Here is a 24,344-nt window from a genome sequence, read left to right as displayed (position 1 = left end):
TTTTATGAATGTTTATTATGCAGTGAGTCTTCAAGTCTCAGGAATCAGCACCAGTTGGCCATGGCGCACGCTGCGCGATGAAGTGACTTCATCTGCAAACTGCTTGAGCTCATGCCCCTGCCCTTTTAATAAAGCGACTTCCAGACAGCTATCGTGATCGATATGCACGTGCAGTGTTGAAAGCGTAAGACTGTGATGATCGTGGGAGTGACGCGTTAAGCGCTTTGAAAGATCCCGCGCCGCATGGTCATAAACGTACACAAGTGCGCCCATACAGAGCGCTTCAGGCACGGCCTCCTCTTTTATCTGCTTAAGACCGCTACGCGTTAAATCACGGATAGCTTCCGAGCGGTTCTGGTAGCCGCGCGCGCGCATTAACGCATCGACCTCGTCTAACAACTCTTCATCCAGCGTTATCGTGACGCGTTGCATACATCTTCTCCTTGATCATGGCCTTCAGCTATCCGCTTTTGAGGAGCTCAGTATGATGTTATTGTAAAAACATCATACTCTTTTCCAAGCGGACCCTTGCAATGTATAAACCCAACTGCGGCACTATCTTACTCGGTGTGCTGCTTAGTAGCTTGATGATTAGCACGGCCAGTGCCAAAGAGCAGCTCGTGCTTGCCATCGGTGGCGAACCTGAGCAGGGGTTTGATCCGCTATTAGGTTGGGGACAATACGGTAACCCGCTTTTTCAATCGACCCTGCTCACGCGCGGCACAAATCTTTCTTTGCAGCCAGAGCTTGCAACCGAATGGTCGCTCTCAGCCGACCGCCTTACGTGGACCATTACGCTGCGTGACAATGTGCGCTTTTCAGATGGTACCGCGCTCACCGCCGAAGACGTTGCATTTACCTTCAATAAAGCGGCTCAAGCGGGGGGTCGAGCGGACCTGAGCGCGTTACAAACCGCCGCGGCGATTGATGATCACACCGTAACACTGACCCTGCACAAGCCGCGCATTACGTTTATCGATCAGCTCCTTACTTTAGGCATTGTGCCCCATGCTGAGCGCGAAAACGGCTATACGGATAACTATGGTCGGCATCCGGTTGGCTCAGGCCCTTACCAATTAGTGGAGTGGCAAGAAGGCGAGCAGCTTATTGTCGAACGTAACCCCTACTTTTACGGGCAGCCCCCCACGTTTGCGCAGCTGGTTTTTCTATTTACCGGTGAAGATACCACGCTAAGCGCCGCTCATGCGGGCGGCGTCGATATCGCTGCGCTACCACCTGCTCTAGCGGCCAACCTGCCTTCGCATATGCAGCCCGTTGTTATGCAAAGCGTCGATAACCGGGGCATTATGTTTCCCATGCAGCCTGCCAATGGTGACCGCGCGCCCTCCGGCGCCCTCATTGGCAATAACGTGACCGCTGATCTTGCCATTCGTCAGGCAGTGAACCTGGCGCTTGATCGTCAAACCCAGGTTGATATAGCGCTACATGGTTACGGCCGCCCGGCATTCGGCCCGGCGGATGGTCTGCCTTGGAGCCACACTGATGAACACATCGATGCCCCAGACCTTGATCAGGCCGCCGACATTCTGGAGGCCGCTGGCTGGCAACGCCGTGACGACGGCCTGCGCTATAAAGATGACCAGCCAGCCCGCTTCCATCTGACCTATCCATCGAGTGATAGTACCCGGCAGCTACTGGCAGAAGTGAGCGCTGAAATGGTACGCCCCCTGGGTATCCAAATGCAGCCCACGGGGCGCTCCTGGGACGAGATTCAGCGCCAAGCCCTGCATCAGGATGCCGTAGTCATGGGGTTTGGCAGCCAAAGTCCCCAGGAGGTTTATTACCTTTATCATAGCCAGCACGCGGGCAACGGCTTTTATAACAGCGGCTATTACGCAAACGCCACGGTCGACAGCCACCTGGAAGCCGCCCAAACCGCTGCCAGCGCTGAACAGGCCAATCAGCACTGGCAGGCTGCCCAATGGGATGGCAAAACCGGCTACGGCTTCCGTGGCGATGTTAGCTGGGCCTGGATGGTCAATCTTTCTCACGTTTATGCCGCCGACAAGTGCCTGGATGTAGGCGAATTAGGCGTGGCCCCTCACGGTCATGGGTGGCCCGTGACGGCGAACCTGCTTGACTGGCGCTGGACGTGCGATTAGGCCTCGTCATCGCACGGCGCCTGCTACGCCTGGGGCTCGTATTGCTCTGCGTGGCGGCGGTGTCCTTTAGCCTTATGATGGCCTCCCCGGTAGACCCGGTAGATGCCTACCTTGGTCCGCAAATGGCCCAGGTAAGCCCCGAGCAGCGTGAACTTATCGCTCAACGCTGGGGGTTTAACGACTCGGCCCCGCTACAGTTTGGCCGCTGGCTGCAGCAGTTAGCCAGCGGCAATCTGGGGTTTAGCCATGTATATAACCAGCCAGTAGGTGACGTCATTAGCCAACGCTTTAAGCGCTCAATTGCATTACTGGGCAGCGCCTGGCTACTGTCCATCCTGCTGGGCTTCACGCTGGGGGTTATTGCCGGGGCCAAAGAGCGCTCACCGCTTGATAAAGTGATTAGCACCTACGCCTATATCACCGCCTCAACGCCTACCTTCTGGCTCGCCATTCTCAGCGTTATGCTTTTCTCTGTATATTTGGGCTGGACACCGGTTTGCTGCGCAGGGCCGACAGGAGTGCTAAGCAATGAGCTAGACCTTCTCACGCGAGCCCACCATCTGGTTCTGCCGATTGTTACGCTGACGCTGCTGGGCACGGCCTCTATCACCCTACATACCCGAACTCGCATGCTCGCGCTGATGCGCTCAGAGATTGCCACCCACGCCTTTGCCCAAGGCGCCAGCCGGCTGGACATTGCCTGGCGACACGGCGTACGCCATGCAAGCCTGCCAGCAATGACATTGGCCCTGGCATCACTGGGTGAGCTATTCGGTGGCTCAATTTTAATCGAGCAGGTGTTTGCCTACCCAGGCCTCGGCCGAGCCACGGTCGAGGCAGGTCTTCGTAGCGATGTGCCGCTGTTATTAGGCATTGCACTATTTACCGCGGTATTTGTTTGCACGGGCAATATGCTGGCGGACAGCCTTTACCATCTGATTGATCCACGCATGCGCCGGAGACACGCATGAGGACTACCCAGCCGCGCCTGCAGACTATCGCGTACGCGAGTATCGCGACGCTCGCTTTGTTAGCGCTGCTATCAAGCCACTGGTGGGCCGGGGGAATGGCGGGGCAAATGCAGTTTGATGCGCGCTTACTCCCCCCAAGTACTGCGCACTGGCTGGGAACCGATGCGCTGGGGCGTGAGCTTTGGGCACGCACGCTTGCCGGGCTTGGCTTGAGTTTTTGGGTGGGCTGCCTGGCGGCTCTATTGGGAACGGCCATTGCGCTAAGCCTTGCCATACTGGCAATGCTCTCCCCCCGACTGGATGCCCTGGTGCAGTTATTAATCGATACACTGCTTAGCGTGCCGCATCTTATCTTATTGCTGCTAATCGCTTTTGCTCTTGGCGGCGGCCTGCATGCGGTTATTATCGCGGTGGCGACCACCCATTGGCCCAGCCTGGCGCGGGTGTTGCGCGCCGAGCTACTGCAGCTGCGCCACGCGCCCTACATCGGTATTTCACGCGCGCTGGGCAAATCCCAGGGATTTATCGTGCTGCATCATTTCCTACCCCATGCGCTGCCGCATTGCTTGGTTGGCGCGCTGCTGCTGTTTCCGCATGCGATTCTGCACGAGGCCGCGCTGACATTTCTGGGCGTTGGGTTAAGCCCTAGCCAACCGGCTATTGGTATTTTGCTGGCAGATGCCATGCGCTATCTAAGCGGCGGCTACTGGTGGCTGGGTGTTTTCCCTGGGCTGGGGTTACTGCTGATGGTGCTCAGCATTGAGCGCACGGCAACACTTCTACGTCGCGCGCTCTCACCATAGAGCCGGGGATCTTTTCACCAGTGGAGCTTTATATGCTACGTATTGAGCAGTTAACCCTTGAGCTTCCCTACTCTCCACGCTGGTGGCAGCGCCACTTTGCAACGCATCTGGATCAACTTTCGTTTAGTGCTGCGGCGGGCAGTCTACACGCGGTAGTCGGCGCATCCGGGGCGGGCAAAAGCCTGCTCGCGCATACCATCATGGGGCTATTACCTGCGGATGCCCGGCTAAGCGGCCAGTGCTTTTATCAGGAGACGCTGTTGGATGCCAAACGCCAGCGGCACTTGCGTGGCCGTCATATGGCGTTAATTCCTCAGTCCTTAAACGCGCTCGACCCGTTGGTACGCACCCAACGCCAGGTAAGCTGGGCGGCAAACCGTTCAGGCCTCGTTCATAAAGCTGCCTGGCAGGCTGCCGGGCAAGCACTCAACCACTACCAGCTTAATGACCGCGCAGGCCGCGCCTACCCCCATGAACTGTCGGGCGGTATGGCCCGGCGAGTGCTCACGGCTATGGCCCATGTCGGTCAAGCGTCTCTTATTATCGCCGACGAGCCCACTGTTGGCCTGGACCCCGTTCAACGCGACCGGGTGCTCAGCGCGCTACGTTCACTGGCACATCAAGGCAAGGCGGTGATCTTAATTACCCACGATTTACGTCATGCGCTACCGATTGCCGACCACGTGACTATCATGCATCAGGGCCGCAGTGTTGAGACAGCCCCCGCCAGCGCCTTTACCGGCCTGGGCGAAACCCTTAAAAGCGCTTACGCCCAGGCGCTTTGGCAGGCCCTGCCGGACAATGCCTTTAGCGCTCCACAAATAATGCACAAGAAGGAGGGGAACATTGCTTGAAGCCTGCCAAGTAAGCTTTACTTTCAAGGCACAGCCGCCGCTTTTGAAGAGCATTTCAATGGGTGTAAACGCTGGCGAATGGGTGGGACTTAGCGGCGATTCAGGCGCGGGCAAATCCACGCTCGGTCAGCTGCTTGCGGGCTATTATTTACCCTACAGTGGGCGCGTTTTAGTGGATGGTGAAAAGCTGCCGTCCCGGGGTATAAAGCCGGTGCAATGGCTGCCTCAATCACCGGAACTTGCGGTTAATCCGCGCTGGCGAGTAGGCCGGGTGCTGAACGAGGCGTGGACGCCGCCTGAAGCGCTGTGCCGTGCGTTTGGCATTAAGCCCGACTGGTTAAACCGCCTGCCTGGGTCGCTTTCCGGCGGCGAGCTGCAACGTATCTGCGTATTAAGGGCTTTAGCACCCGGGGTACGTTATTTAATCGCCGATGAAATCTCAACAATGCTTGACCCGATTACCCAGGTAGCGCTCTGGCAGGCGCTAAAAGCCGAGGCGCAAACGCGAAGGCTTGGCGTTTTAGTCATCAGCCATGACACGGCCTTGATCAAGCGGCTTTGCAGTCGCCACTATCACCTCAAGAGCCGTCAATTACAGGCCTGCTGAGATCTTTAAGACCGGCATCAACGTCTGCAACGGCGCTCGAAGCGGCGCATACCCAACGTAATCATCAGGGTGACGCTTAACAGAATCCACGACCCCCAGGCGATGCCTGTCCAACCGGCGCCCTGCCAGAAAGGCTCCAGCCAAAAGCCACCCAGGCTTGCACCCACGTAGTAAAACACCAGGTACAAAGCCGATGCGCTGCCTCGCGCCCCCTGGGCATAACGTCCCACCCAGCTGGATGCAAGAGAGTGAGCCAGGAAAAACCCAAATGCGTTTATAGTGAGGCCCAGAATAATCAGCACCAGCGAATCATTCAGGGTGACGGCGGTACCTAGCATTAAAATCACCACGCCGGCCATCATGCAGCTAGCGGGGGAATAACGCTGAGCTAAACGCCCGGAGATGGTCGACGCAAACGTACCGCCCAGGTAAGTTAAGAAGATCAGCCCCAGTCCGCTGGCAGCCAACTGGTACGGCTCGACCGCCAGGCGAAAGGTAATATAGCTATATTGATTGATAAAAATCAGAAAGTTAATGCCGCCCAGGCAGTAGGCGGCAAGCAGCACCGGGGTACGCAGATGCCCGACTATATCGATTAAGGCGCGGCGCAGTTGAAACTGCTTGGGAGTAAACGCACGGCTATTGGGCAGCAGGCGCCAAAAAATGGCGCAGCCCACCAGCGTCATTACCCCTACCGCAATAAACGCAGCGGAAGACCCACCCACTTCTGCCGCTGCACCGCCGACAATCCGCCCGCTAATGCCGCCTAACGTATTGGCGCCAATATACAGCCCCACTGCGCTGAGCAGCGCGGGTTTCTCAAAGGCATCGCCCATCCAGGCAATCGCAACGGCAGGTAGCCCTCCCAGGACAAATCCCTGAATCAGACGCAGCACCAGCAGGCTTTCAAAGTTTGGCGCAAATGCCAGCAGTAGCGAACAGCCACCGGCCAGCAGTAGCGTAATCCGCATAATGTCTTCACGGCCTATCGCATCGGAAAGCGGCCCAAACACTAACAGGGCAAACGCCAACGACAAGGTAGCGACCGACATCAACAGGCTAACGCCTAGCGTCGATACTTCGTAGGCGGTTTTAAGCTCAGGCAATAACGGCTGGGGAACATACAGGTTAATAAAAACAAGAAATGACCCTAAACACAGGGCCATTGTTGCTCGCCACCAAGCCGGTGTTTTATCTGCAATCATGCCATCCCTAAGCGTAAGCAGCGCAGCCCACTATCCTCACGGCGTAAAATTACTGCCCAAATAAGCCAGGTTGGTTGGCTCCAATGCCCGCCGTGACTGCCAGTAATAGCGCTGCCAATAACTGTTATCCAAGCTGGAGATGATCACCCCTTGCGATGTAGAGGCATGTAGAAAATAACCATCTCCTACATAAATCCCCACATGGTTGTAGCGTCCCGGGGGTTGGAAGAAGACCAGATCGCCCGCCTGCAGCTCTTGGCGGTCGATCGGGCGTCCCTCATTTACCTGATCGTAAGTCGAACGGGGTAGTTCTAAATCAAACGTATCGCGAAAAACATTGCGCACCAACGCCGAACAGTCGATCCCTCGCGCTGAAGTTCCACCGATGCGGTAAGGCGTCCCGGCCCATCGCTGGTGTTGCTCCATTAGCGCTTGGCGTACAAGCGTTGGTGGAGGTGTCTGAAAACTACGTAACTGTGCAACGGAATTATTGATGGGTGACATTTGCGGGGTAGAACCTTTTGTCATCCCTGGCAGCGTCATCGCGAAGTAATCTTCAGGGGGCTCGATCGATTGACGCGAGGAGCCTGCACAACCCGAAAGAAAGGCAACGACAACACAAACACTTACAACACGGACAGCGGTCACAGCGGGGTGTGGCAACGCAACCATGCGATTAACCTCGTACTATTATGGAAAGGGTATAAGTAATAACACGCGATAGACTATAAGCTAGGTCGTACATGCTTGGCGAGCCTCAATGTAGTGTTCTCTGATCACCCGGTAAGGTGTCGATGTGAAGTGGCGCAAAATGACGCGGCTTATTGCCCGGAAAATCGAGGCTGGCCCAGGGTCCAGCCAGAATCGGTGCCCCACAAACCCAGGCCACCATTGCTTGACGAAATCCCGCTAAAAAGCTCTCGCGTTCCGGCGTTTCGCCCATAAAAAATGAAAACCCAGCATACATACCCGCGGCATACTCTTGCCAGCCAGCATAGTGGTCAGCGGCTAACTGATACGCGCGGTCCAATACCTCAGCAAATGCCTGACTTTCCAACCAACCAAGCTGCCGGGCAGCAATGGCCAGATCGACCAGCTGAGCAATATCCCACGCGGCCATGTCGACATCATTACAGTGATCTTCATTTCCCTGCACGCGGCGTAAGCGCAGCAGGTGATGACGCTCTTCCTCAGCGCAGTCACCCGATTCTAAAATGGCAATTTCAGCTTTTAGGCGCTCCGGGTTCAGCGTGTAAGGCGCGTAGTTGATCTGGTACTCCTGACGATCGCCAGCATCGAGCATCAACGTTAAGAACTCCTGCATATCGGCGGCGCTGGTCAGGTGATAGTGGCTCTCTACCCATTCGCGAATATCGTCACACTCGCGCGGACTTTCAAGCTGGGGCTCGCACCAGACGGCGCTATTAAGCGGCCCAACCAGCGACATGGCGGTAAAGTGCGTCAAGGTAGGCCGCCCACCAGGCTCACACCAGGCATCGTGCTGCCAGTCAAGCCAGTAAAACAGGCTGCCCGGGTCATCCAGATGCCAGGCGATTTCATTGATCAACGAGTCGTGCTCAGGCTCGGGCAGGCAACTTTCCCAGGCAAACCAAGCTTCCAGCAGCCGCTTGGGATTGGGGTAAAAGCGGCACAGGCAGCTGCGCAGCGCGCTGGCATAAGCAAACAGCGGCTCGCGCTCAAACAGATCGCTATCCAAAGCCATATGCAGGTAAAAGGCGAATTTTTCCGCCATATGGATGGTCGCCGCATGGCGGCTAACGCCTTTTACGGCATTACGCTGTTTCAGCTCATCCGGCGTGGGCTGGCCAAACAGCGTTTGCGAAGGTGGCCATACGCCATGCACCGCATCGGCTGCTAACTGATTAAGGTGGTGGGCCTGGGCAGGCAGCCAATAGCGAGCCAATACCTGCGGTCCTTCATCGGCATGCAAGCCAAGCGATTCCTGTAGATAAAGTGCAGCGTCAGCGCGGCGCTGCTCATCGATAGGGGCGCCTGGATTTAGCTGGCGCAGCATGACATCAGGTTCGCGTACCCCTGCAAGCGCCAACAGCCAGTGATGGGGCGTATTGCGCCACTGTTTAATGCGCTGCTGAGAGGCTTGGCGAGTCGAGTCGTTAAGCAGCGTCGTGGGTGGCCGCTTCCACGGGCTATGCGGGGCGTTGATCAACAGCACGTGGTGCGCATTGGGCGTCATATTGCGTCGATCAACGCCTTCAAAGAGGCTTTGCCCGCGCATATAGGCTTTTAGTATGGCGTGCCAGTCATGGTAACGATGGCCGATAAGGTCTGCCGCATGGCACGCTAGGTCATCCGCCTCTGCCTGGGTGAGCCAGCCGCAGCAGGCGCCCGCCCAGGCAATTTCCACCAGCCGCAGCCAGTCCCACGCGGCCCATTCGAGCGGCTCGCCCTGGCTTACAAATGCATTGAGTACGCCAGCGTAAGGGGAGTCTTCGATTTCATCGTGCTGCCAGGCAAGACGCTGGGCATTATCCATCGCCAGCAGTTCACGGGCCTCAATGTCCCAGCGCTGACGTTCACCCTGCGCGCTTAGCCACAGCGCCACTTCCAACAGCTGTTCTCGGTCATTGATCTGCCAAATGCGCTCAAGCCACTGGCTGGCATCAGGCCAGTCGGTCTGGCTTGCCGGATAGCTGATCACCGGGCGAAACAGCGCGCCTAAGCGCCATACCTGGGCTTCAGGGGCTGTAGGCCATACCGAGGCCGGTGCCGGCAGCTGTGCCAGCGCCTGCTCAAGCATTTCCCAGGTGATACCTTCACCTTCGTTTTCAAGGGCAGAAAGCGCCTGACAGGCATCGATAAAACGATCGTCGGCGCCTATTTCCCACCCGTTGGCTCCCAACACGCGGCGCAGCTCTGAAAGCCAGGCGCGTAAATCGCTGTAGTCAGAGGTAATGCGGCGTATGACATGGTGCGCCCACGTTCGTGCCTGACCGGCCTCAAGCCAGCCTGCCGCACCGGCCAGCGCCGACCATTCCAGGGCACCCAGCAAGCGGTCGGCCTGCCCTGTCGAGGCGCCTAACGCATGAAAGAGCTGTTCCGCCAGCTCATTACGGCTGGTAATACCCAATTGCAGCAAGCGCTGCTCTGCCGCTTGCGTATCCACCGAAAGCGGATGCGGGGTAAATGCCCAATCACAGAGCACCAGCTGTTGGGCCCACCAGGCGTTTAACGCGTCGACCAAGAGACACCTCGAAAGCAAAAATCTACCAGCAATGCGCTAGAACAAAGCGCCTTAGTGTAACGGAAAGTGGTGCCAAGACCGATAGCTAAACCTATCTATTGTCGTAAAACCTATTGGTCTAAAACTTAGTGGCCTAAAACGACGCTGCCCGGCACAGGGCCGGGCAGCAATAACCATGTAAGCTAGTCGATGCTAAGCTTTTCTAACCTTACTAATAACCCAAAGCAGCACCACCGCCCCTACCGTCGCGGTGACCAATGAGCCAATAAAACCGCCCGCCTGCAGACCTAACAAACTAAACATAAAGCCGCCGAGCACAGCACCGACAATACCTACGCCAATGTTTCCTAAAATGCCGAAACCGCCGCCGCGCATGATGTTGCCAGCGATCCAGCCAGCTAAACCACCAATGATTAACCAAGCAATAAAGCCCATAGTGCCTCCTTGATATCCACTTACCAGGGTTTTACGTACGTGTTTTACCTACAAGTCTTGCTTGTCCTACCATAGCACACAGCGCGACAATTCTGCCTACTTTGATGCAAACCCTTTTGATACAAACCCTTTTAAGGAACGCCGATGACCCCTGATTCCCTCGTTAACCTCATTGCCCATGTAGAAGGCCAGCAAACGGCTAACTGGGAAGGGCGTGATGTCGCGCTTTTCAATATGCCCTGGGGTGAACTGGCGATCAGCCTGCAAGGCGCTCAGGTGCTGCATTTTCGCCCCGCCAATGATACCGGCTGGCTGTGGATAACCCCAACACCGCAGCCCTTGCCAGACGTGATACGTGGCGGCATCCCACTATGCTGGCCCTGGTTTGCCGACGAACGTTATGCTGATGAAAGCCCTGATCGCAATGGCCCGTTCCATGGCCTGGCGCGTCAGGCGGCTTGGCGGCTGGACGCCGTCGATGAGCACGCTGAAGGCATTGAAGTGCACCTTTCCCCAGCGCAATCCTTACATAGCCAGCTCACCGCGCGCGTGGTCATTCAGGCTAATGCGCAGCGCCTAAACGTTGAGCTTATCAGTGAAAACATCGGCGATGCGCCGGTAAAAACCAGCGGCGCGCTGCATACCTATTTAGCTGTCAATGACATTCACGCCTGTCGACTGGAAGGACTTGCAGGGGCACGCTACTTGGATAAACTGCGTGACTTTGCCGAATCCGAACAGCAAGGTACGCTTGCCATCCACGGCGCCATCGACCGGATTTATCACAGTAATGAAGCGGTGATGCTTAATGATGGCGTACGCAGCCTGCGCGTTGCCAAACAGTCAAGCGACTCAACGGTCGTGTGGCACCCTAATACCGAACTTCCCAGCGACACCCCAGCCGATGCAGCACGCCATTTTGTGTGCATTGAATCAGCCAATACGCGCCTTGATCCGGTATGGCTGGTGCCTGGCGCGCAGCACCTGTTGGGGACCACGCTTAGCCGCGGTTAATGAACGGTTCATTAACCTTTCGCTATGCTGTTCACTAGGCAAGCCGCTTTACGGCTTAAAAATCAGATAAAGGGAATGCCAGATGCGCCAGCCGTTAAGCCGCGAACTGAGTAATCTACTGGAGCGAGGCCGGGATCGTCAGCTGCGCTTAGCAGTAACGGGGCTATCGCAAGCGGGCAAAACGGCGTTTTTAACGTCGCTGGTGAACCAGCTGCGCCACGCAGGCGTGGAAGCGCAACTGGATCTTTTGCCCGCGGCACGTGAAGGCCGCTTGCTAGGCGCGCAGCGGCTCAACCAACCGGACTTGGGCATTCCACGCTTTCCCTATGACCCCGGTATGGCAGCGCTGCGCGATACGCCGCCACGCTGGCCGGAGCCTACGCGCGGCATCAGCGAATTGCGCCTGCAACTGCGCTACCGCCCGGCCCAAACCGGCTGGTTTGCACCGGACATCGCCCACTTGACGTTGGATCTGTTCGACTACCCAGGCGAGTGGCTGCTCGATTTACCGCTGCTTCAGCACGATTTTTATAGCTGGTGCCACGCCCAGCCTCTGCTGGAAGGTGAACAACGGCGCGCCCTGTTTAGCGAATGGCTAGACGCTGTTAAATCGCTGGACCCAGCGTCTGAAGCCGACGAAGCGCAGCTTGCCCACTTGGCTGAAGCTTACGCCCAGGGGCTGCGCCGTGCCAAGCAGGCGGGCTTTTCAGACCTTCAGCCAGGGCGATTTTTACTCCCTGGTGAGCTTGATGGAGCACCGGTACTGCAGTTTTTTCCGCTGCCTCATCTTGATTCTTCCAAAGAGATGCTCGACAGCCTGCCTGACAGCAGCCTTTATGCCACGCTGGCGGCACGTTTTCGCTACTACCAGCAGCAAGTGGTACGGCCTTTCTACCGCGACCACTTTCGTCGCTTTGACCGCCAGATTGTCCTGGTCGATGTGCTTGGCGCGCTCAATGCCGGGCCCGAGCGGTTTGAGGATCTATCCCGTGCGCTGCGCCAACTGATGCAAAGTTTTGATTACGGCAAACGCAGCCTACTGTCGCGGCTGTTCGCGCCTAAGATTGATCGTTTGGCGATTGCGGCCACGAAAGCAGACCACGTCACCCCGGAACAGCATGGCAACGTGGTTCAGCTACTCGAAGCGCTGTTGGCCGAGCCGCTTAAAGACCTGCGCTTTGCCAACGTGCCGGTAAAAGCGCTATCGATTGCTGCCATCCGCGCCACCGAGGCGCGCGAGGTACTGCACGATGGTAAGCGCTCCGCCGCCTTGCGCGGCACAACGCTTGAAGGCGAAGAGGCGCTGGTTTACCCCGGCGACGTGCCGAACCGCTTACCCAATGCCGATTTCTGGAAACATCAGGGATTCGACTTTCCCAGCTTTCGCCCCATGCCCGCCACCTCGGATGCGTTAACCCACATTCGTATGGATGCCGCCATTGATTGGCTGATTGGAGATAAACTCGTATGACCGACCCTCAGCCACGGCGCAACTTCCGCCTCAATGATACGCCTGACGACGTTGTCGAACAGGAACCCAGCCTGCGCCAACACCAGCGTTTTGAAGCAACCGACACCCACCAGCCGCTAATCACCGCAGCCGAGGAGCAGGCCCTACCGGAGACTAGCCTGGGAGCGCCGCGCAAGCGACGCTGGGGGTTGATGTTTGCCTTGGCGGGTGGTGCAACGCTTGGCACTATCGAGTTAGTCACCGGCATTCCCGAGGCGCTTTCCCAATCCCAGTGGATGGCCATGGCGTGGCAGCTGTTTGGTGTAAGCCTGATTGGTATTGGCGGCATCTCAGTACTCAAAGAACTCGGTCGGCTCAGCCGTTTAAAGCGCCACGACCGGCTGCGCAGCGACCTGGCTGAACTGCCCCAAGGCTCGCCCCGCCAAGCCAGAAAAATGGCTGAGCAGCTGCGTCAACAGCTCAAACTTTCAGACGACGACCCGCACTGGCAGGCCTTTCAACGCGCCTGCCAGCCGCACCATGACGGTGAAGAAATTCAAATGCTGCTGCGCCATCATTTGTTAGCGCCACGCGACCGTGAAGCCCAGCGCCTGGTTACCCGAATGTCGGGAGAAACCGCGATCATGGTGGCGATTAGCCCGCTGACGCTGGTTGACATGGCGCTGGTGGCTTGGCGCAGCCTGGTCATGGTAGATAGGCTATGCCGCCTCTACGGGCTCGAGCTTGGCTATGCCAGCCGCCTGCGTCTTTTCCGCAACGTGCTGCGCAATATGGCCTTTGCTGGCGCCAGTGAGCTTGCCACTGATGCCAGTATGGATATGCTTTCGCTACATTTAGCCAGCCGGCTTTCGGCCCGAGCGGGCCAGGGGCTTGCCACCGGGTTACTGAGTGCACGTCTGGGTTTACGCGCCCAGCGGCTGTGTCGCCCGGTGGCGTTTACGCCTGAAGAGCAGCCTAAACTAGCCGATTTACGTCAGGACTTGTGGCGACAAATCAAACGCCTGGACAAAGAACCCGCCTCCAATACTCGCGAGGCTTAAAACCCTTTGATTAGATAGCCATCACTCTCTGCTCCAAAACCGAATGCTCAATCAGCCTTATCGGCACTAGCGGTGACTATAATAACCCCTCGGCTGATGGTAGAACCTGCCATCGCTGGGGCAATATCCAATCGCCAGCTAGCTCGTCAATCAACTGACTCTTGAATAAAAAAACCATCTTGATACTTCAATGGAAACACGTTGCGCCCACAAAGCGCTGACGCTCTCACGCTTTAAATAAGAAAAAAAATTCTTATTACTTTTGAATAGTTGCTACATCGAGCTCATTCTAGTTAACTATTTAGCTTAAAAATAACTTACACAAACGATCTTAATAAGCATATTTTTTCATAATCAATATTGCGCACGTCTACAACAACAAATAGAGAGTTTAACTATGAGCGAATCTATAGCGCTTGAACGACATGCAGGCTTCTTCGATCGAGAAAACACCATAGCCGGGCCAAACTTTAATCGCTGGCTGGTACCTACCGCCGCACTGGCGATTCATTTGTGTATTGGTATGGCGTATGGGTTTTCGGTGTTTTGGCTCCCCATGGCTACGCTTATCCCAGCCTCAGAGGTTGCCGCTAGTTGTGGCGACATCGGCTTATTACAGGCACTTACCAGCACGTCATGTAACTGGGCAGTTAGTCACGTTACCTATACTTTCGGTATCTTTATCGCCATGTTAGGTATTTCAGCCGCTCTTTGGGGCGCATGGCTGGAGCATGCTGGCCCGCGTAAGGCGGGGGCTATTGCGGCGCTTTGCTGGGGTGGCGGCATGGTGCTTGGCGGCGTCGGCGTGATGACTCATCAACTATGGCTGCTGTATCTGGGCTGCGGCGTTCTAGGTGGGATAGGCCAGGGGCTTGGCTACATTACGCCGGTCTCAACGCTGATCAAGTGGTTCCCAGACCGCCGAGGCATGGCAACCGGATTTGCTATCATGGGATATGGTGGTGGTGCCATGGTGGGCGCCCCATTAGCAGTATGGCTAATGGACCATTTCTCAGCGGGAGGCGGCACAGGTGTCGCTGAAACGCTGATTGTAATGGGTATGATCTACTTTATTGTTATGAGTGCTGGCGCGCTAGGCTTTCGCGTTCCGCCCAACGGTTGGAAACCACAGGGCTGGGAGCCCTCTAGCTCACAGAAAGCTAACGCGATGATCACACAGGGTCATGTACATCTCAACAAGGCCTGGAAAACCAAGCAATTTTGGTTAATTTGGAGCGTACTTTTTCTAAACGTAACGGCTGGCATTGCGGTTATTTCCATGGCTAGCCCAATGCTCCAGGATGTTTTTGGCGGCGCTCTCCTGGGATTGGAAGATACCGGTGCAGCAATGACGGCGGCCCAGCAAACAGCCATCGCCGCCGCCGCTGCGGGCTTGGTAGGGCTAATCAGCCTGTTTAACAGTGTAGGCCGACTATTCTGGGCGTCACTTTCAGATAAGCTCGGTCGTAAGAACACCTACTACATATTCTTTGTACTCGGCATCATTACCTACTGCCTGCTGCCGACCTGGGGCCACATGGGCTTAGCGGCAATGTTTGTAATTTCTATCTGCTTAATCTTGAGCATGTACGGCGGCGGATTCGCCACAGTGCCAGCCTACCTCGCGGATATCTTCGGCACTCAAATGGTAGGTGCCATCCATGGTCGATTACTGACCGCCTGGACAGCGGCCGGGTTAATTGGGCCGGTGGTTATTGCGCTGATCCGTGAAGCGCAATTAGCAGCCGGCATTGCACCGGCGCTGGTATATGATCGCACGCTTTATATTATGGCTGGCCTGCTGCTGCTGGGCCTCATTTGTAACAGCCTGATCAAACCCGTGGACTCATCTTTACAAATGACTGAAGCAGAGCTTGCCCATGAACGCGCGCTGCAGCACGATACTGGCGTTTCCAACAACGCCCAGACGGCAGCACGCGGCGCCTTTGGCATTACCGGCGTTTTGGCATGGCTGGCGGTGGGAGTGCCGTTTTTGATTGGCCTTTATATCGCACTGGCCAAGGCCGCTGCCTTGTTTTAAAACACAATCCATTTGAAACTGCCGCCCAGGATATTTGCCTTGGGCGGCTCACACTAACGATGGGCGCAGCCAAGGCGGATAACTTTGCCTTGGCTGCGCGATTGGTATGCTTCAACTATCTTCGGCGAGGAGTTCTTCAAAAGTAATAATTTGCCCAGTTTGGTCCGTCTCATAGCCGGGCAATCCCTCAATACGGCTAATAAATTCTGGCGAACGCATCAGCTCCAGCAGGTGAGAAAGCTTGCCCCGCTCAAGATCGTCCTCACGACAAAGCAATAAGTAATGCTCACAGGCCAACTCTTTAAAGTCGAGATCGAACTGATGAGCTGCAGTGGCTACGCCAAAGCCAATATCAGCCATTCCCGCTGCCACAAAGGCGGCAACAGCTGTATGAGTAAACTCCTGTTGTGGTGAGCGGTTAATACAGTCTTCAGGCAGCCCGGCTTCACGCAGCAGTAAATTAAACAGGATACGCGTCCCTGAGTGACGATCCCGACCGATAAAACGCAGTTTGGCATCGGCCAGTTCGTGCAGCGTACTGACCTTTACCGGCGAATCCTTACGCATCATCAGCCCTTCTCGCCGAATAACAAATCGAATAAGGCGAAAAGGACGACCATCCAAGTGATGCTGATAGTGATTTAAAATTTCTCGTGCGCGGTTGGGGCTGGTGGGAAAGTGAAAGCCTGCCAGATCGCACTCGCCTCGATTGAGAGCCGATAAGGCTTCTGCCGGGTTACGGTATTGCAAGTTGATTTCAACTTGATCCGAAAACTCTGGCAACAGTGCGACCGCATAACCGTGGCTAGCGTGTAGACGTAAAACCGGATGAGCCCCCGTCAGCAACTGCTGAATCTGTTCGTTCAATTCAGATGCCATGCTGTCAATTTGCGGCCCTAGACGAGCTTTGACCCGATGGATTGCCCATAGCAACTTTTCACCTAGCGGTGATAATTGACTGCCGTGGCCTTTACGCATCACTACTAGCGGTAAACCAAAAAAATCAGCGGCTCGGTTAAGAAGATTCCAAGCATGTCGATAGGAAATATTGGCGTCCGCTGCAGCCATGGTTAACTTACCGGTATCCCGGATACTTTCCAGCAGACGGAAAAGCCGCGGTTCAAACAATTCACCATCATCAGTTCGAAAGACCCATTCAGGAGAGATAGTGAGCTTCTTTTTTTGCATAACAGTTCATATCCCGCAAAAGAAAATCGAGTGCTAGCGCTAACAATACTGTATAAAAATAAAAACAGATAAGCACTGTTATGCAGACGTTAAGAGCCGATCGACTCGCCGCAGAGTTCAGACGTCGTGACGGAAGCCAGAGAGAGCCCCTTCCATAATTCAGAATGTCCGCCCTACCACTAGCGCTACAAAGTTCGGGATGATAAACGCTGTTTTATAGTCCAAACCGCTCGCGCAGCAGCACGGCTACCGCTGCTTCACCATGATGGCCAATCTGTCGCGCAACACTTAACCTGCCCGCCATTTCCGGATGCGAATTGATCATAAAGTGCGGCTCGCCCACCAGGCTCAGCATCTCGACATCATTCAGGTTATCACCGAAGGCTAAGCAGTTTTCAGGCGCGATGGAAATCCGCTTGAGCAGTGCTGAAAGCGCCACGCCTTTGTTGACACCTCCGGCCATGATTTCCAGCGAATCACTTGTCGAGTAGGTGACATGCAGTGAGTCGTCGCAGCTCTCACGAATCAGCGTTTCGATCTTGATAAGTTCTTCAGGGGCTCCGCCGTAAAGTATCTTGCCAATGCCTTCGGTGGGCATTTGGTCAGGCGGGACGACCTGGTAAACAAAGCCAGTCGCGGCATGCATTTTCAGGTGGCTGGGCGATTCCGCATCAATATACCAGGCATCGTCCAGATAAAGGCTCAGGCGAACGCTGTCCGGGCGCGGTAATCGAATCAGTGCGGCAGCCTGCTGAGGAGCGACATGATGGGCATCCAGCAGCTGATCCTCAGGGTCATGAGTATAGGCACCGTTGCTGCTGATCAGGTGAATAGGCACATTGAGCTGATCTCTGAAAACACGCATATCGGCATAGTGCCTGCCTGACGCTAGCACCAGATGGTGGCCCTGGCCCACCAGCGTTCTCAATACGTCGATGGTATCTGGGTGTAAGCGATGGTCGCGTCCCAACAGCGTGCCATCCAGGTCAGAAACAATCAGCCGCGGTGTCATAGCATACTCCCTATCAATGAAACGCTAGCTTAACCGATCTCTCTCAGGCGCTGTAAAGCGCTGATCGTGAATAACCAATATCAACTTCCACGGCGGATAATTGGCGCAGCCTTCGGGAATCCGTATAGTGGCAAGCTACTCTTGCCAACTGATTGACCTCATGCTTCAGAATAATTCTATGCTTGCTCAGCTCAAGCAACAAATCCGTGATACCACCCCACGCGCCGAAGGGGTGATTAAAGCTACCGAGAAGGGCTTTGGCTTTCTCGAAACCGACAACGGTGAATCCTACTTCGTACCGCCCCCCGCGATGAAGCAGGTGATTCACGGTGACCGTGTGGAAGCGGTGATCCACGAAAACGGTGACAAAAAGTCGGTCGAGCCTGAAAAGCTGATCGAGGCGGGTCTTGACCGCTTTGTGGCTCGCGTGCAAAAGCGCGAAGACCGTTTGGCCGTGGTACCCGACCACCCCTCTATCCGCAATGTGCTCAAGTCACGGATCAAGAACAGCCTGGACGAAGCCAGCATTGCCGATGGCGATTGGGTCGTTGCCCGTCTGGTCCGCCACCCGCTCAAAGAAAACGACCGCGGCTTTTTTGCTCAGATCGACGAATTGGTCGCCAAGGCAGATGATCCTGCCGTGCCGTGGCGTGTGACCCTTGCACGTCACGCGCTGGAACAGGACTGCCCCGATGCTGGCACCGAATGGCCACTGCACGATGAAGGCCTGACTCGCGAAGACCTTACCCAACAGCCTTTCTTCACTATCGACGGTGAAAAAACCCGTGATATGGATGACGCGCTGCACATAAGTGCCCGCGCGGAAGGCGGCTGGCAGATGAGCGTCGCGATTGCCGACCCCACGGCCTATGTGGAAGAAGGCCATGCGGCGGACCTGGAAGCCCGCACCCGCGCGTTTACAGTTTACCTGCCGGGCCAGAACGTCACTATGCTGCCCGAGCAACTGGCCGACGACCTGTGCTCGCTCTGGGAAGACAAAGAGCGCCCGGCACTGGCCTGTACGCTGAATATCAATGCCGACGGCAGCCTGGGCGACTACCGCTTCTTCGCAGCCAATGTTAAGTCCCACGCCAAACTTGTGTATGACCGCGTTTCCGACTGGATTGAAGGTCAAGGCGACTGGACACCTGCCGACAACATTGCCGAGCAGCTGACCGCGCTACGCGACATGACCGAAGCGCGTACCGCATGGCGTAACGAGCACGCTCTGGTGTTCAAAGACCGCCCGGATTACGTATTCGAGCTGGATGCGGCAGGCAATGTCCTGGCCATTAATACCGAAGAGCGGCGTATTGCCAACCGCATGATCGAAGAGTCGATGATTGCGGCCAACGCCTGCTGTGCGGACTTCCTGGCAAGCCATATCGGTCACGGTATCTTTAACGTGCATCGTGCGTTTGAACCGGAAAAAGCCGAAGCGGCGCAAGAGTTCCTGGCCACTCAGGAAATCGCCGTTGATCGCGAAGCGCTGACCGAGCTTGCCCATTATAAAGAGCTCAAGCGCGCGCTTGAGAGCCGTGACGATGCCTGGCTGGATGCCCGTCTGCGCCGTTTCCAGGGCTTTACCAGCATGTCCGCTCAGCCGGGGCCGCACTTTGGCCTTGGGTTACCCGCCTACGCTACCTGGACCTCGCCGATTCGTAAGTACGGCGATATGGTCAACCACCGCTTGATCAAGCGTGTGCTAAAAAGCGAGCAGGCACCGGCGGAAGCGAGCCAACAGCTCACCGAGCAGCTCACCGAACGTCGCCGCTTGAACCGTATGGCCGAGCGTGATGTAAAAGACTGGCTCTACGTGCGCTTTTTGACCCCGGCCGCGCAGAACCAGGACACGTTTGATGCCGATATAATGGCGATCAACCGTGGCGGTATGCGCGTACGCCTGTTAGCGAATGGTGCCACCGCGTTCGTTCCAGCGCCCTTGATGCACAGCGATCGCGACAAAGTCGTGATCGACGACAAAGAAGGCCGCATTCAGATCGAAGGCGAAGAACGCTACAAGCTCGGCGATAGCCTGCGCGTCGCCTTGGTGGAAGCGCGCGAAGAGACCCGCTCTCTGGTAGCCAAGCCCGCCGAGTAAGCTGGCAAGGCAGGCAAATAGAACGGCGGCGCCCTGGGGCGCCGCCGTTTTTTTGATGGCTTTCTTATTTTTGATGATGCTTTTAATGATGGTGCTGCATGAAAAAGCGCAACATCTCCTTGGAAGCATCCGGCCCTTTGGGGTCAGTGTAACTTCCTAGAGAGCTACCCCCGGCCCAGGCGTGGCCAGCACCGTGAATGCGCCACTGCTCCAGACGCGCCTCACCCATGGCGTCGCGATAGACCGTGCGCGTGTAGCCATGGCCGCCCGCCGCCCGTCCTGCATCAACATCCCCTTTGCCCTGTGTGATGGCGTACTGCGCCGCTACGCGTTCGGCATTGCTCAGGTGAACGGTGGTGTCGCGATCACCGTGAAAGATGATCGCCGGCACGCTGGATGCCGGATGACGCCCCTGCCCTTTTGCTCCGGGTGCGCCGCCCTGCATGGCGGCCAGCGCGTCGGGCAGGCTCTTGGCCACGCCATGAGGCAGCCCGGAGTGCACACCTACGGCGGCGAAAAGTTCCGGATAGGTCATCGCCAAGGTTGTAGCCATGGCGCCGCCGGCGGAGAGCCCGGCGACGTATACCCGCGTAGCGTCAAGCTTATGGGTATCGAGTATCTCGCGCGTCATGCCCGCCAGCACCTCGGGCTCACCGCCGTCGCGCTGTTGATCGCTCGCCTTGAACCAGTTCCAACATCTGGAGCTGTTGGCACTTATCGGCTGGGCCGGATAAAGCACGCAAAACACCTGCTCTTCGGCCAGTTGATTCATCTGGGTTCCTGCCGCGAAGTCATCCGGGTTCTGGGTACAGCCATGCAGCATGACCACCAGCGGCATCGCCTGCCCGTGATAGCTACTCGGCAGAAAAATTTTGTAATCCCGCGTGCCCACTCGATTGCTGAAACTGCCTGCGGTAAAAGCTCCGGGCTTTGCTTCTTCAGAACGACCAGGCGTATGACCAGGCTGCGCCATGCCTTGAAAGCTAGTCCATTTGCTGCGCCAGTCAGGTGCCTCTTGGGTACGGGTACGTCCAAAGGGGGAAGATTCTGCCTCAGGTTTAACGCTTGAAACTTCTTCTTCCACACACTGGCAGGTACTTTCATACACATTACCGGGCTGAGAAGAGGCTATGGGTGCCTGCTGACGTTTGAAGCCATCCCCGTCGCCCTGAAGCAGCGCCATGGCCTCCTTCAATTTTCCAGCGCGGGTAAGCCGCGTCGCTTCTTGCATTCGTTGGGTCACAGTGGCGTCGATCATTATCAATGCCCTCATCAAGAATTCAGTGAATGCGGTCTGCCAACGCAGCCTTCACTGCGGCACTGGCATTTAAGGCGCCCAACACGACCACCGATTCAATGGTGGCGGCAGCGAGCTCGGGGGTAACGTCGTTTGCAATGCTGGCCATGCCCAGCACCTGAATCTGCAGCATCTCGCCCGCCGCCTGAACGGCTTCTAAATCCGAGCGACTGTAGTGCTCCAGCCCGAGCACGAAAGATTTACGCGACACGGTTTCTTTGACCACCTCGGCATGGGTTGCCAACTGATTACGGATAGCCGTACGAATCAAATCGGTTCGGTTGGAGTAAAACCCTTCCTGAACCAGCAGGTCGATCTGCCCCAGATCGATGACTCCCACATTAATCGTGATCTTTTCGCTGGAGTCGCCAGGCTTACGGCGTAATTCATGCACGCTCATATTTACTTCCTCAGTGGCCTTACCGCAATGCAGAATAAAGGCTAAAAAAACATCCTTATGGAATCCATTTACCATCCATATGGATGGTAGAGTAGATTATGCGTTGTTATAGTCAAGACGGCAGACCAGGATAAGAGTGAATACCCAGAAGTTTTAACAAAGATGGGAATCCCCCGGACATTACCAGAACAAGGGGACTTAACAGGCCAAAAACGCAGGTAAGTACTGAACACTCGGATACTCTGAGCGGGCCAAACTGGCCAGCTGGCGATAACTGTCGTATAACTGACTTATCTCTGCATTATGATAAACCGATGACACTTTGATGGCTCGGAGGTTGCTTTGCATATTGCCGATGTGACCATGTTTCATGCGCCCGCCAGCGGCGGTGTCCGCACTTATTTACAGGCCAAGCATCGCGTTATGAGTCGCTATCCCGACTTTCGTGCGAGCTTGCTTGTGCCTGGCGCCGAGCGCGATAGCCTCGGCGATCTGCATACCCTGCCCGCGCTACGGTTGCCGTTAGGTCAGGGCTATCGTTTTCCAGTGCGCAGCACGCCTTGGCGGCAACGATTGATAGAGCTAAACCCGGATATGATCGAAGCGGGTGACCCCTATGTGACGGCTTGGGCAGCTCTTTCCGCTGGCCAAAAGCTGGGGGTGCCGGTATCCGGCTTCTATCATTCTGATCTGCCGCGCCTGATGGGCGACCGTTTCGGTAAACGGGTCTGCAAGCGTCTTGAGCGCTACGTCGTGGATCTCTACTCGCGCTTCGATAGTGTTTTAGCCCCATCTCAAACGATAGCTGATCGGTTACTCGAATGGGGTGTGCCTAATGTACGCGTGCAGCCGCTGGGCGTTGATCTTGAACGTTTCCATCCCGGCGCCCGTGATCCGCATCTACGCAGTACGCTGGGTATTGCTCCTGATAAGCGCCTGCTGATATTCGTTGGGCGTTATTCACGCGAAAAAAATATTGATGTGTTGCTTGCCACTATGCGCAAGCTGGGTAGTCAGTACCATCTTTTGTTAATCGGGCCAGGCATGCCGCGCCAGGTTCCCAGCAATGTATCGGTGGTGGATCGCTGTTGTAATGCTCATGAAGTTGCCACAGCATTAGCCAGTAGCGACGCACTGCTTCATGCAGGCACCCGGGAAACGTTTGGGCTGGTCGCCCAAGAGGCAATGGCATGCGGCCTACCGGTTATCGCTGCCAATATCGGCGCCTTGGCTGAAAACGTGCCGTTGGGGGGAGGTGTTCTTTGCAAGCCCCTTGACCCTGATGAAATGGCGGACGCCTGCCACGCACTTTTTAACCGCGATATCGCGGCCAGTGGGCGCTATGCTCGCCGCCATGTTGAACGCCACTTTAACTGGGATAAGGTTATTCTTGATCTTTTAAAGCATTATCAGGCGCTCCATCAACCCGAAACGCAGCAACTTCATGCCAAAAACGGTTAAACACCTTATTCAGTCCAAGTGGTTGCTTCATCTACTTTTCATTACCTTGGCGTTGTCAGCGCCGTTACTGCTCACCCATTGGATAGGCGGGGATGCCGCCTGGAGCGAGCTGGCAGCGTTTCCTTTCTCAATTTTTCTGGGCATGCTGGCGTTAGCCGTGCTGTGCTGGAATTTGAATGCCTTAAGGCTGCGCCTTTTATTGAATGGGCGTGCAGGCCCCATGAATCAACGTAGCGCTTTAGGTATTGAACTAGCCACCAAGTGTGCACTTTGCGCAACGCCTGGAGGAAGCGGAGGGCCTGCGGTTTTGCTCACACTTCTTGCCCGGCGCGACCTGTCGCCCGCGAAAGGGGCCGGTGTATTTTTGATCGACCAGGGGTTCGACTCGCTATTTTTCATCAGCTTATTGAGTGGCCTGGCAGCTTATACCCTATCCGTCGATACCGGTTGGCCCTATCAGACCTTAATTCAGTGGTCCTTATTGGGGCTACTCACGGTTATCGTGCTGGTATCACTGTGTCTGTGGACATTTCCGCGCTGGCGGCTTGGCATATTTACCGATAGCCGTTTTTTTAGGCGCACTTGGCAGCGCACGCTGCTTCGTCGTTCGCTACGTTGTCGCCAGGCATTTTTACGTACGCTCAAACTTCCTAAACGGATACTGGGGGCCGTATGGGTACTCACGATAATGCACTGGTGCGCTCGTTACAGTCTGCTGTATTTGGCGGTGATCGGCGTGGGCGGCAATATCGATTGGCTCTGGACATTCTTTACTCAGATGCTGGGTATGGCTGCTAGCCAGTTCAGCTTTCTGCCAGGCGGTGCGGGCACTGCCGAGGTAGGCGTTAGCGCGTTGTTAATGCCTTTTTTAACGACGGCTCAAATAGGTGCGGCGGTATTGATCTGGCGGCTGGTGTCGTATCACCTTTACATACTCGCAGGCGCTCCTGTCCTGCTGTGGTTCGGCTTTAAGCGCCTGGGGCAGCAAGCTTCACCGCATGAGGCCAAGCTTAGCCGCTCTAGATAAAAAAGCCTCAGCAAGCGGCCGATCGTCCTTGAGTCAACAAATGCCAGGCAATAAAAAAGCACCCCGAAGGG

At 56.0% G+C, this 24,344-nt stretch carries 21 protein-coding genes; 12 read left to right on the top strand and 9 right to left on the bottom strand.

The genetic code is table 11. The features are described 5' to 3' along the window. Nucleotides 1–30 precede the first annotated feature (30 nt). Entirely contained in the window at nt 31–432 is a 402-nt protein-coding gene (nikR, locus tag ACT3R7_RS12275; RefSeq protein ID WP_193092789.1) for a nickel-responsive transcriptional regulator NikR, read from the bottom strand. 101 nt (nt 433–533) lie between these two features. Between nikR and ACT3R7_RS12270 the strand changes: the two genes are divergently transcribed. Genes ACT3R7_RS12270 through ACT3R7_RS12250 form a run of 5 tightly spaced genes read left to right on the top strand, consistent with a single transcriptional unit; the run spans nt 534 to nt 5,358 of the window. Then, nucleotides 534–2,123: an ABC transporter substrate-binding protein gene (locus ACT3R7_RS12270; protein WP_193092790.1), complete on the top strand. Its 1,590-nt coding sequence runs from the start codon at nt 534–536 to the stop codon at nt 2,121–2,123. Beyond that, nucleotides 2,114–3,094 carry an ABC transporter permease gene (locus ACT3R7_RS12265; protein WP_192539533.1) on the top strand — a complete coding sequence of 327 codons (981 nt, stop codon included), beginning with the start codon at nt 2,114–2,116 and terminating at the stop codon, nt 3,092–3,094. Before ACT3R7_RS12270 ends, ACT3R7_RS12265 begins: the two co-directional genes overlap by 10 nt. Continuing rightward, entirely contained in the window at nt 3,091–3,897 is an 807-nt protein-coding gene (locus ACT3R7_RS12260) for an ABC transporter permease (protein WP_193092791.1), read from the top strand. The genes ACT3R7_RS12265 and ACT3R7_RS12260 overlap by 4 nt, the downstream gene beginning before the upstream one ends. Nucleotides 3,898–3,929: 32 nt before the next feature. Then, nucleotides 3,930–4,751: an ATP-binding cassette domain-containing protein gene (locus ACT3R7_RS12255; protein WP_193092792.1), complete on the top strand. Its 822-nt coding sequence runs from the start codon at nt 3,930–3,932 to the stop codon at nt 4,749–4,751. Next, nucleotides 4,744–5,358, top strand: coding sequence for an ABC transporter ATP-binding protein (locus ACT3R7_RS12250; RefSeq protein WP_193092793.1), 615 nt, complete (start codon nt 4,744–4,746; stop codon nt 5,356–5,358). Before ACT3R7_RS12255 ends, ACT3R7_RS12250 begins: the two co-directional genes overlap by 8 nt. A gap of 17 nt (nt 5,359–5,375) precedes the next feature. On the opposite strand, the gene ACT3R7_RS12245 is transcribed toward ACT3R7_RS12250, so the two are convergent. From ACT3R7_RS12245 to ACT3R7_RS12230, 4 genes are all read right to left on the bottom strand, one after another. Further along, nucleotides 5,376–6,563, bottom strand: coding sequence for an MFS transporter (locus ACT3R7_RS12245; RefSeq protein ID WP_193092794.1), 1,188 nt, complete (start codon nt 6,561–6,563; stop codon nt 5,376–5,378). A 36-nt stretch (nt 6,564–6,599) separates the two neighbouring features. Further along, a complete protein-coding gene (locus ACT3R7_RS12240; RefSeq protein WP_225736314.1) occupies nt 6,600–7,235 on the bottom strand; it encodes a C40 family peptidase in 636 nt (211 codons plus the stop codon). Nucleotides 7,236–7,320: 85 nt separating this feature from the next. Continuing rightward, nucleotides 7,321–9,786, bottom strand: coding sequence for a DUF1266 domain-containing protein (locus ACT3R7_RS12235; protein ID WP_193092795.1), 2,466 nt, complete (start codon nt 9,784–9,786; stop codon nt 7,321–7,323). 192 nt (nt 9,787–9,978) lie between these two features. After that, nucleotides 9,979–10,221, bottom strand: coding sequence for a GlsB/YeaQ/YmgE family stress response membrane protein (locus ACT3R7_RS12230; protein WP_018916625.1), 243 nt, complete (start codon nt 10,219–10,221; stop codon nt 9,979–9,981). Between the two features lie 144 nt (nt 10,222–10,365). On the opposite strand from ACT3R7_RS12230, the gene ACT3R7_RS12225 reads away from it, so the two are divergent. From ACT3R7_RS12225 to ACT3R7_RS12210, 4 genes are all read left to right on the top strand, one after another. Then, complete coding sequence (locus ACT3R7_RS12225) at nt 10,366–11,235, top strand: D-hexose-6-phosphate mutarotase (RefSeq protein WP_193092796.1); 870 nt, start codon at nt 10,366–10,368, stop codon at nt 11,233–11,235. 82 nt (nt 11,236–11,317) lie between these two features. Beyond that, nucleotides 11,318–12,706 carry a YcjX family GTP-binding protein gene (locus ACT3R7_RS12220; protein ID WP_192539540.1) on the top strand — a complete coding sequence of 463 codons (1,389 nt, stop codon included), beginning with the start codon at nt 11,318–11,320 and terminating at the stop codon, nt 12,704–12,706. Beyond that, the gene (locus ACT3R7_RS12215; protein WP_192539541.1) at nt 12,703–13,746 is read left to right on the top strand and encodes a YcjF family protein; all 1,044 of its coding nucleotides are present in this window, start codon (nt 12,703–12,705) and stop codon (nt 13,744–13,746) included. The genes ACT3R7_RS12220 and ACT3R7_RS12215 overlap by 4 nt, the downstream gene beginning before the upstream one ends. Before the next feature lie 397 nt (nt 13,747–14,143). After that, nucleotides 14,144–15,787, top strand: a complete 1,644-nt coding sequence (locus ACT3R7_RS12210; RefSeq protein ID WP_192539542.1) for an L-lactate MFS transporter — start codon at nt 14,144–14,146, stop codon at nt 15,785–15,787. A gap of 111 nt (nt 15,788–15,898) precedes the next feature. Here ACT3R7_RS12210 and ACT3R7_RS12205 read toward each other — a convergent pair whose 3' ends face one another. Further along, on the bottom strand, nt 15,899–16,975 hold the full coding sequence (locus ACT3R7_RS12205; protein WP_193092797.1) for a substrate-binding domain-containing protein: 1,077 nt from the start codon (nt 16,973–16,975) through the stop codon (nt 15,899–15,901). Between the two features lie 214 nt (nt 16,976–17,189). After that, entirely contained in the window at nt 17,190–17,987 is a 798-nt protein-coding gene (locus ACT3R7_RS12200; protein WP_193092798.1) for an HAD family hydrolase, read from the bottom strand. A 160-nt stretch (nt 17,988–18,147) separates the two neighbouring features. Here ACT3R7_RS12200 and ACT3R7_RS12195 point away from each other — a divergent pair, with 160 nt between their 5' ends. After that, complete coding sequence (locus tag ACT3R7_RS12195; RefSeq protein ID WP_192539545.1) at nt 18,148–20,088, top strand: exoribonuclease II; 1,941 nt, start codon at nt 18,148–18,150, stop codon at nt 20,086–20,088. An 82-nt stretch (nt 20,089–20,170) separates the two neighbouring features. Here ACT3R7_RS12195 and ACT3R7_RS12190 read toward each other — a convergent pair whose 3' ends face one another. Further along, on the bottom strand, nt 20,171–21,346 hold the full coding sequence (locus tag ACT3R7_RS12190) for an extracellular catalytic domain type 1 short-chain-length polyhydroxyalkanoate depolymerase (RefSeq protein WP_193092800.1): 1,176 nt from the start codon (nt 21,344–21,346) through the stop codon (nt 20,171–20,173). Nucleotides 21,347–21,368: 22 nt separating this feature from the next. Then, entirely contained in the window at nt 21,369–21,785 is a 417-nt protein-coding gene (locus ACT3R7_RS12185) for a CopG family transcriptional regulator (RefSeq protein WP_193092801.1), read from the bottom strand. Between the two features lie 342 nt (nt 21,786–22,127). Here ACT3R7_RS12185 and ACT3R7_RS12180 point away from each other — a divergent pair, with 342 nt between their 5' ends. Continuing rightward, nucleotides 22,128–23,246 (top strand): N-acetylglucosaminyl phosphatidylglycerol synthase, encoded by a 1,119-nt coding sequence (locus tag ACT3R7_RS12180; RefSeq protein WP_441675227.1) that lies wholly within the window; start codon nt 22,128–22,130, stop codon nt 23,244–23,246. Then, nucleotides 23,230–24,273, top strand: a complete 1,044-nt coding sequence (locus ACT3R7_RS12175; protein ID WP_193092803.1) for a glucosaminyl phosphatidylglycerol flippase — start codon at nt 23,230–23,232, stop codon at nt 24,271–24,273. Before ACT3R7_RS12180 ends, ACT3R7_RS12175 begins: the two co-directional genes overlap by 17 nt. Nucleotides 24,274–24,344 lie beyond the last annotated feature (71 nt).

Source organism: Halomonas sp. AOP43-A1-21 (assembly GCF_052376775.1).
In the GTDB taxonomy this organism is placed as follows: Bacteria; Pseudomonadota; Gammaproteobacteria; order Pseudomonadales; family Halomonadaceae; genus Vreelandella; species Vreelandella colorata.
The sequence above is the reverse complement of the archived record's forward strand: the minus strand, read 5'-3'. Positions and strand labels throughout refer to the sequence as shown.

Bases quoted from the DNA above. Each gene is read 5' to 3' on its own strand.
- nikR (WP_193092789.1), bottom strand. From the start codon at position 432: ATGCAACGCGTCACGATAACGCTGGATGAAGAGTTGTTAGACGAGGTC.
- ACT3R7_RS12270 (WP_193092790.1), top strand. From the start codon at position 534: ATGTATAAACCCAACTGCGGCACTATCTTACTCGGTGTGCTGCTTAGT.
- ACT3R7_RS12260 (WP_193092791.1), top strand. From the start codon at position 3,091: ATGAGGACTACCCAGCCGCGCCTGCAGACTATCGCGTACGCGAGTATC.
- ACT3R7_RS12255 (WP_193092792.1), top strand. From the start codon at position 3,930: ATGCTACGTATTGAGCAGTTAACCCTTGAGCTTCCCTACTCTCCACGC.
- ACT3R7_RS12245 (WP_193092794.1), bottom strand. From the start codon at position 6,563: ATGATTGCAGATAAAACACCGGCTTGGTGGCGAGCAACAATGGCCCTG.
- ACT3R7_RS12240 (WP_225736314.1), bottom strand. From the start codon at position 7,235: ATGGTTGCGTTGCCACACCCCGCTGTGACCGCTGTCCGTGTTGTAAGT.
- ACT3R7_RS12230 (WP_018916625.1), bottom strand. From the start codon at position 10,221: ATGGGCTTTATTGCTTGGTTAATCATTGGTGGTTTAGCTGGCTGGATC.
- ACT3R7_RS12225 (WP_193092796.1), top strand. From the start codon at position 10,366: ATGACCCCTGATTCCCTCGTTAACCTCATTGCCCATGTAGAAGGCCAG.
- ACT3R7_RS12220 (WP_192539540.1), top strand. From the start codon at position 11,318: ATGCGCCAGCCGTTAAGCCGCGAACTGAGTAATCTACTGGAGCGAGGC.
- ACT3R7_RS12215 (WP_192539541.1), top strand. From the start codon at position 12,703: ATGACCGACCCTCAGCCACGGCGCAACTTCCGCCTCAATGATACGCCT.
- ACT3R7_RS12210 (WP_192539542.1), top strand. From the start codon at position 14,144: ATGAGCGAATCTATAGCGCTTGAACGACATGCAGGCTTCTTCGATCGA.
- ACT3R7_RS12205 (WP_193092797.1), bottom strand. From the start codon at position 16,975: ATGCAAAAAAAGAAGCTCACTATCTCTCCTGAATGGGTCTTTCGAACT.
- ACT3R7_RS12200 (WP_193092798.1), bottom strand. From the start codon at position 17,987: ATGACACCGCGGCTGATTGTTTCTGACCTGGATGGCACGCTGTTGGGA.
- ACT3R7_RS12195 (WP_192539545.1), top strand. From the start codon at position 18,148: ATGCTTCAGAATAATTCTATGCTTGCTCAGCTCAAGCAACAAATCCGT.
- ACT3R7_RS12190 (WP_193092800.1), bottom strand. From the start codon at position 21,346: ATGATCGACGCCACTGTGACCCAACGAATGCAAGAAGCGACGCGGCTT.
- ACT3R7_RS12185 (WP_193092801.1), bottom strand. From the start codon at position 21,785: ATGAGCGTGCATGAATTACGCCGTAAGCCTGGCGACTCCAGCGAAAAG.
- ACT3R7_RS12175 (WP_193092803.1), top strand. From the start codon at position 23,230: ATGCCAAAAACGGTTAAACACCTTATTCAGTCCAAGTGGTTGCTTCAT.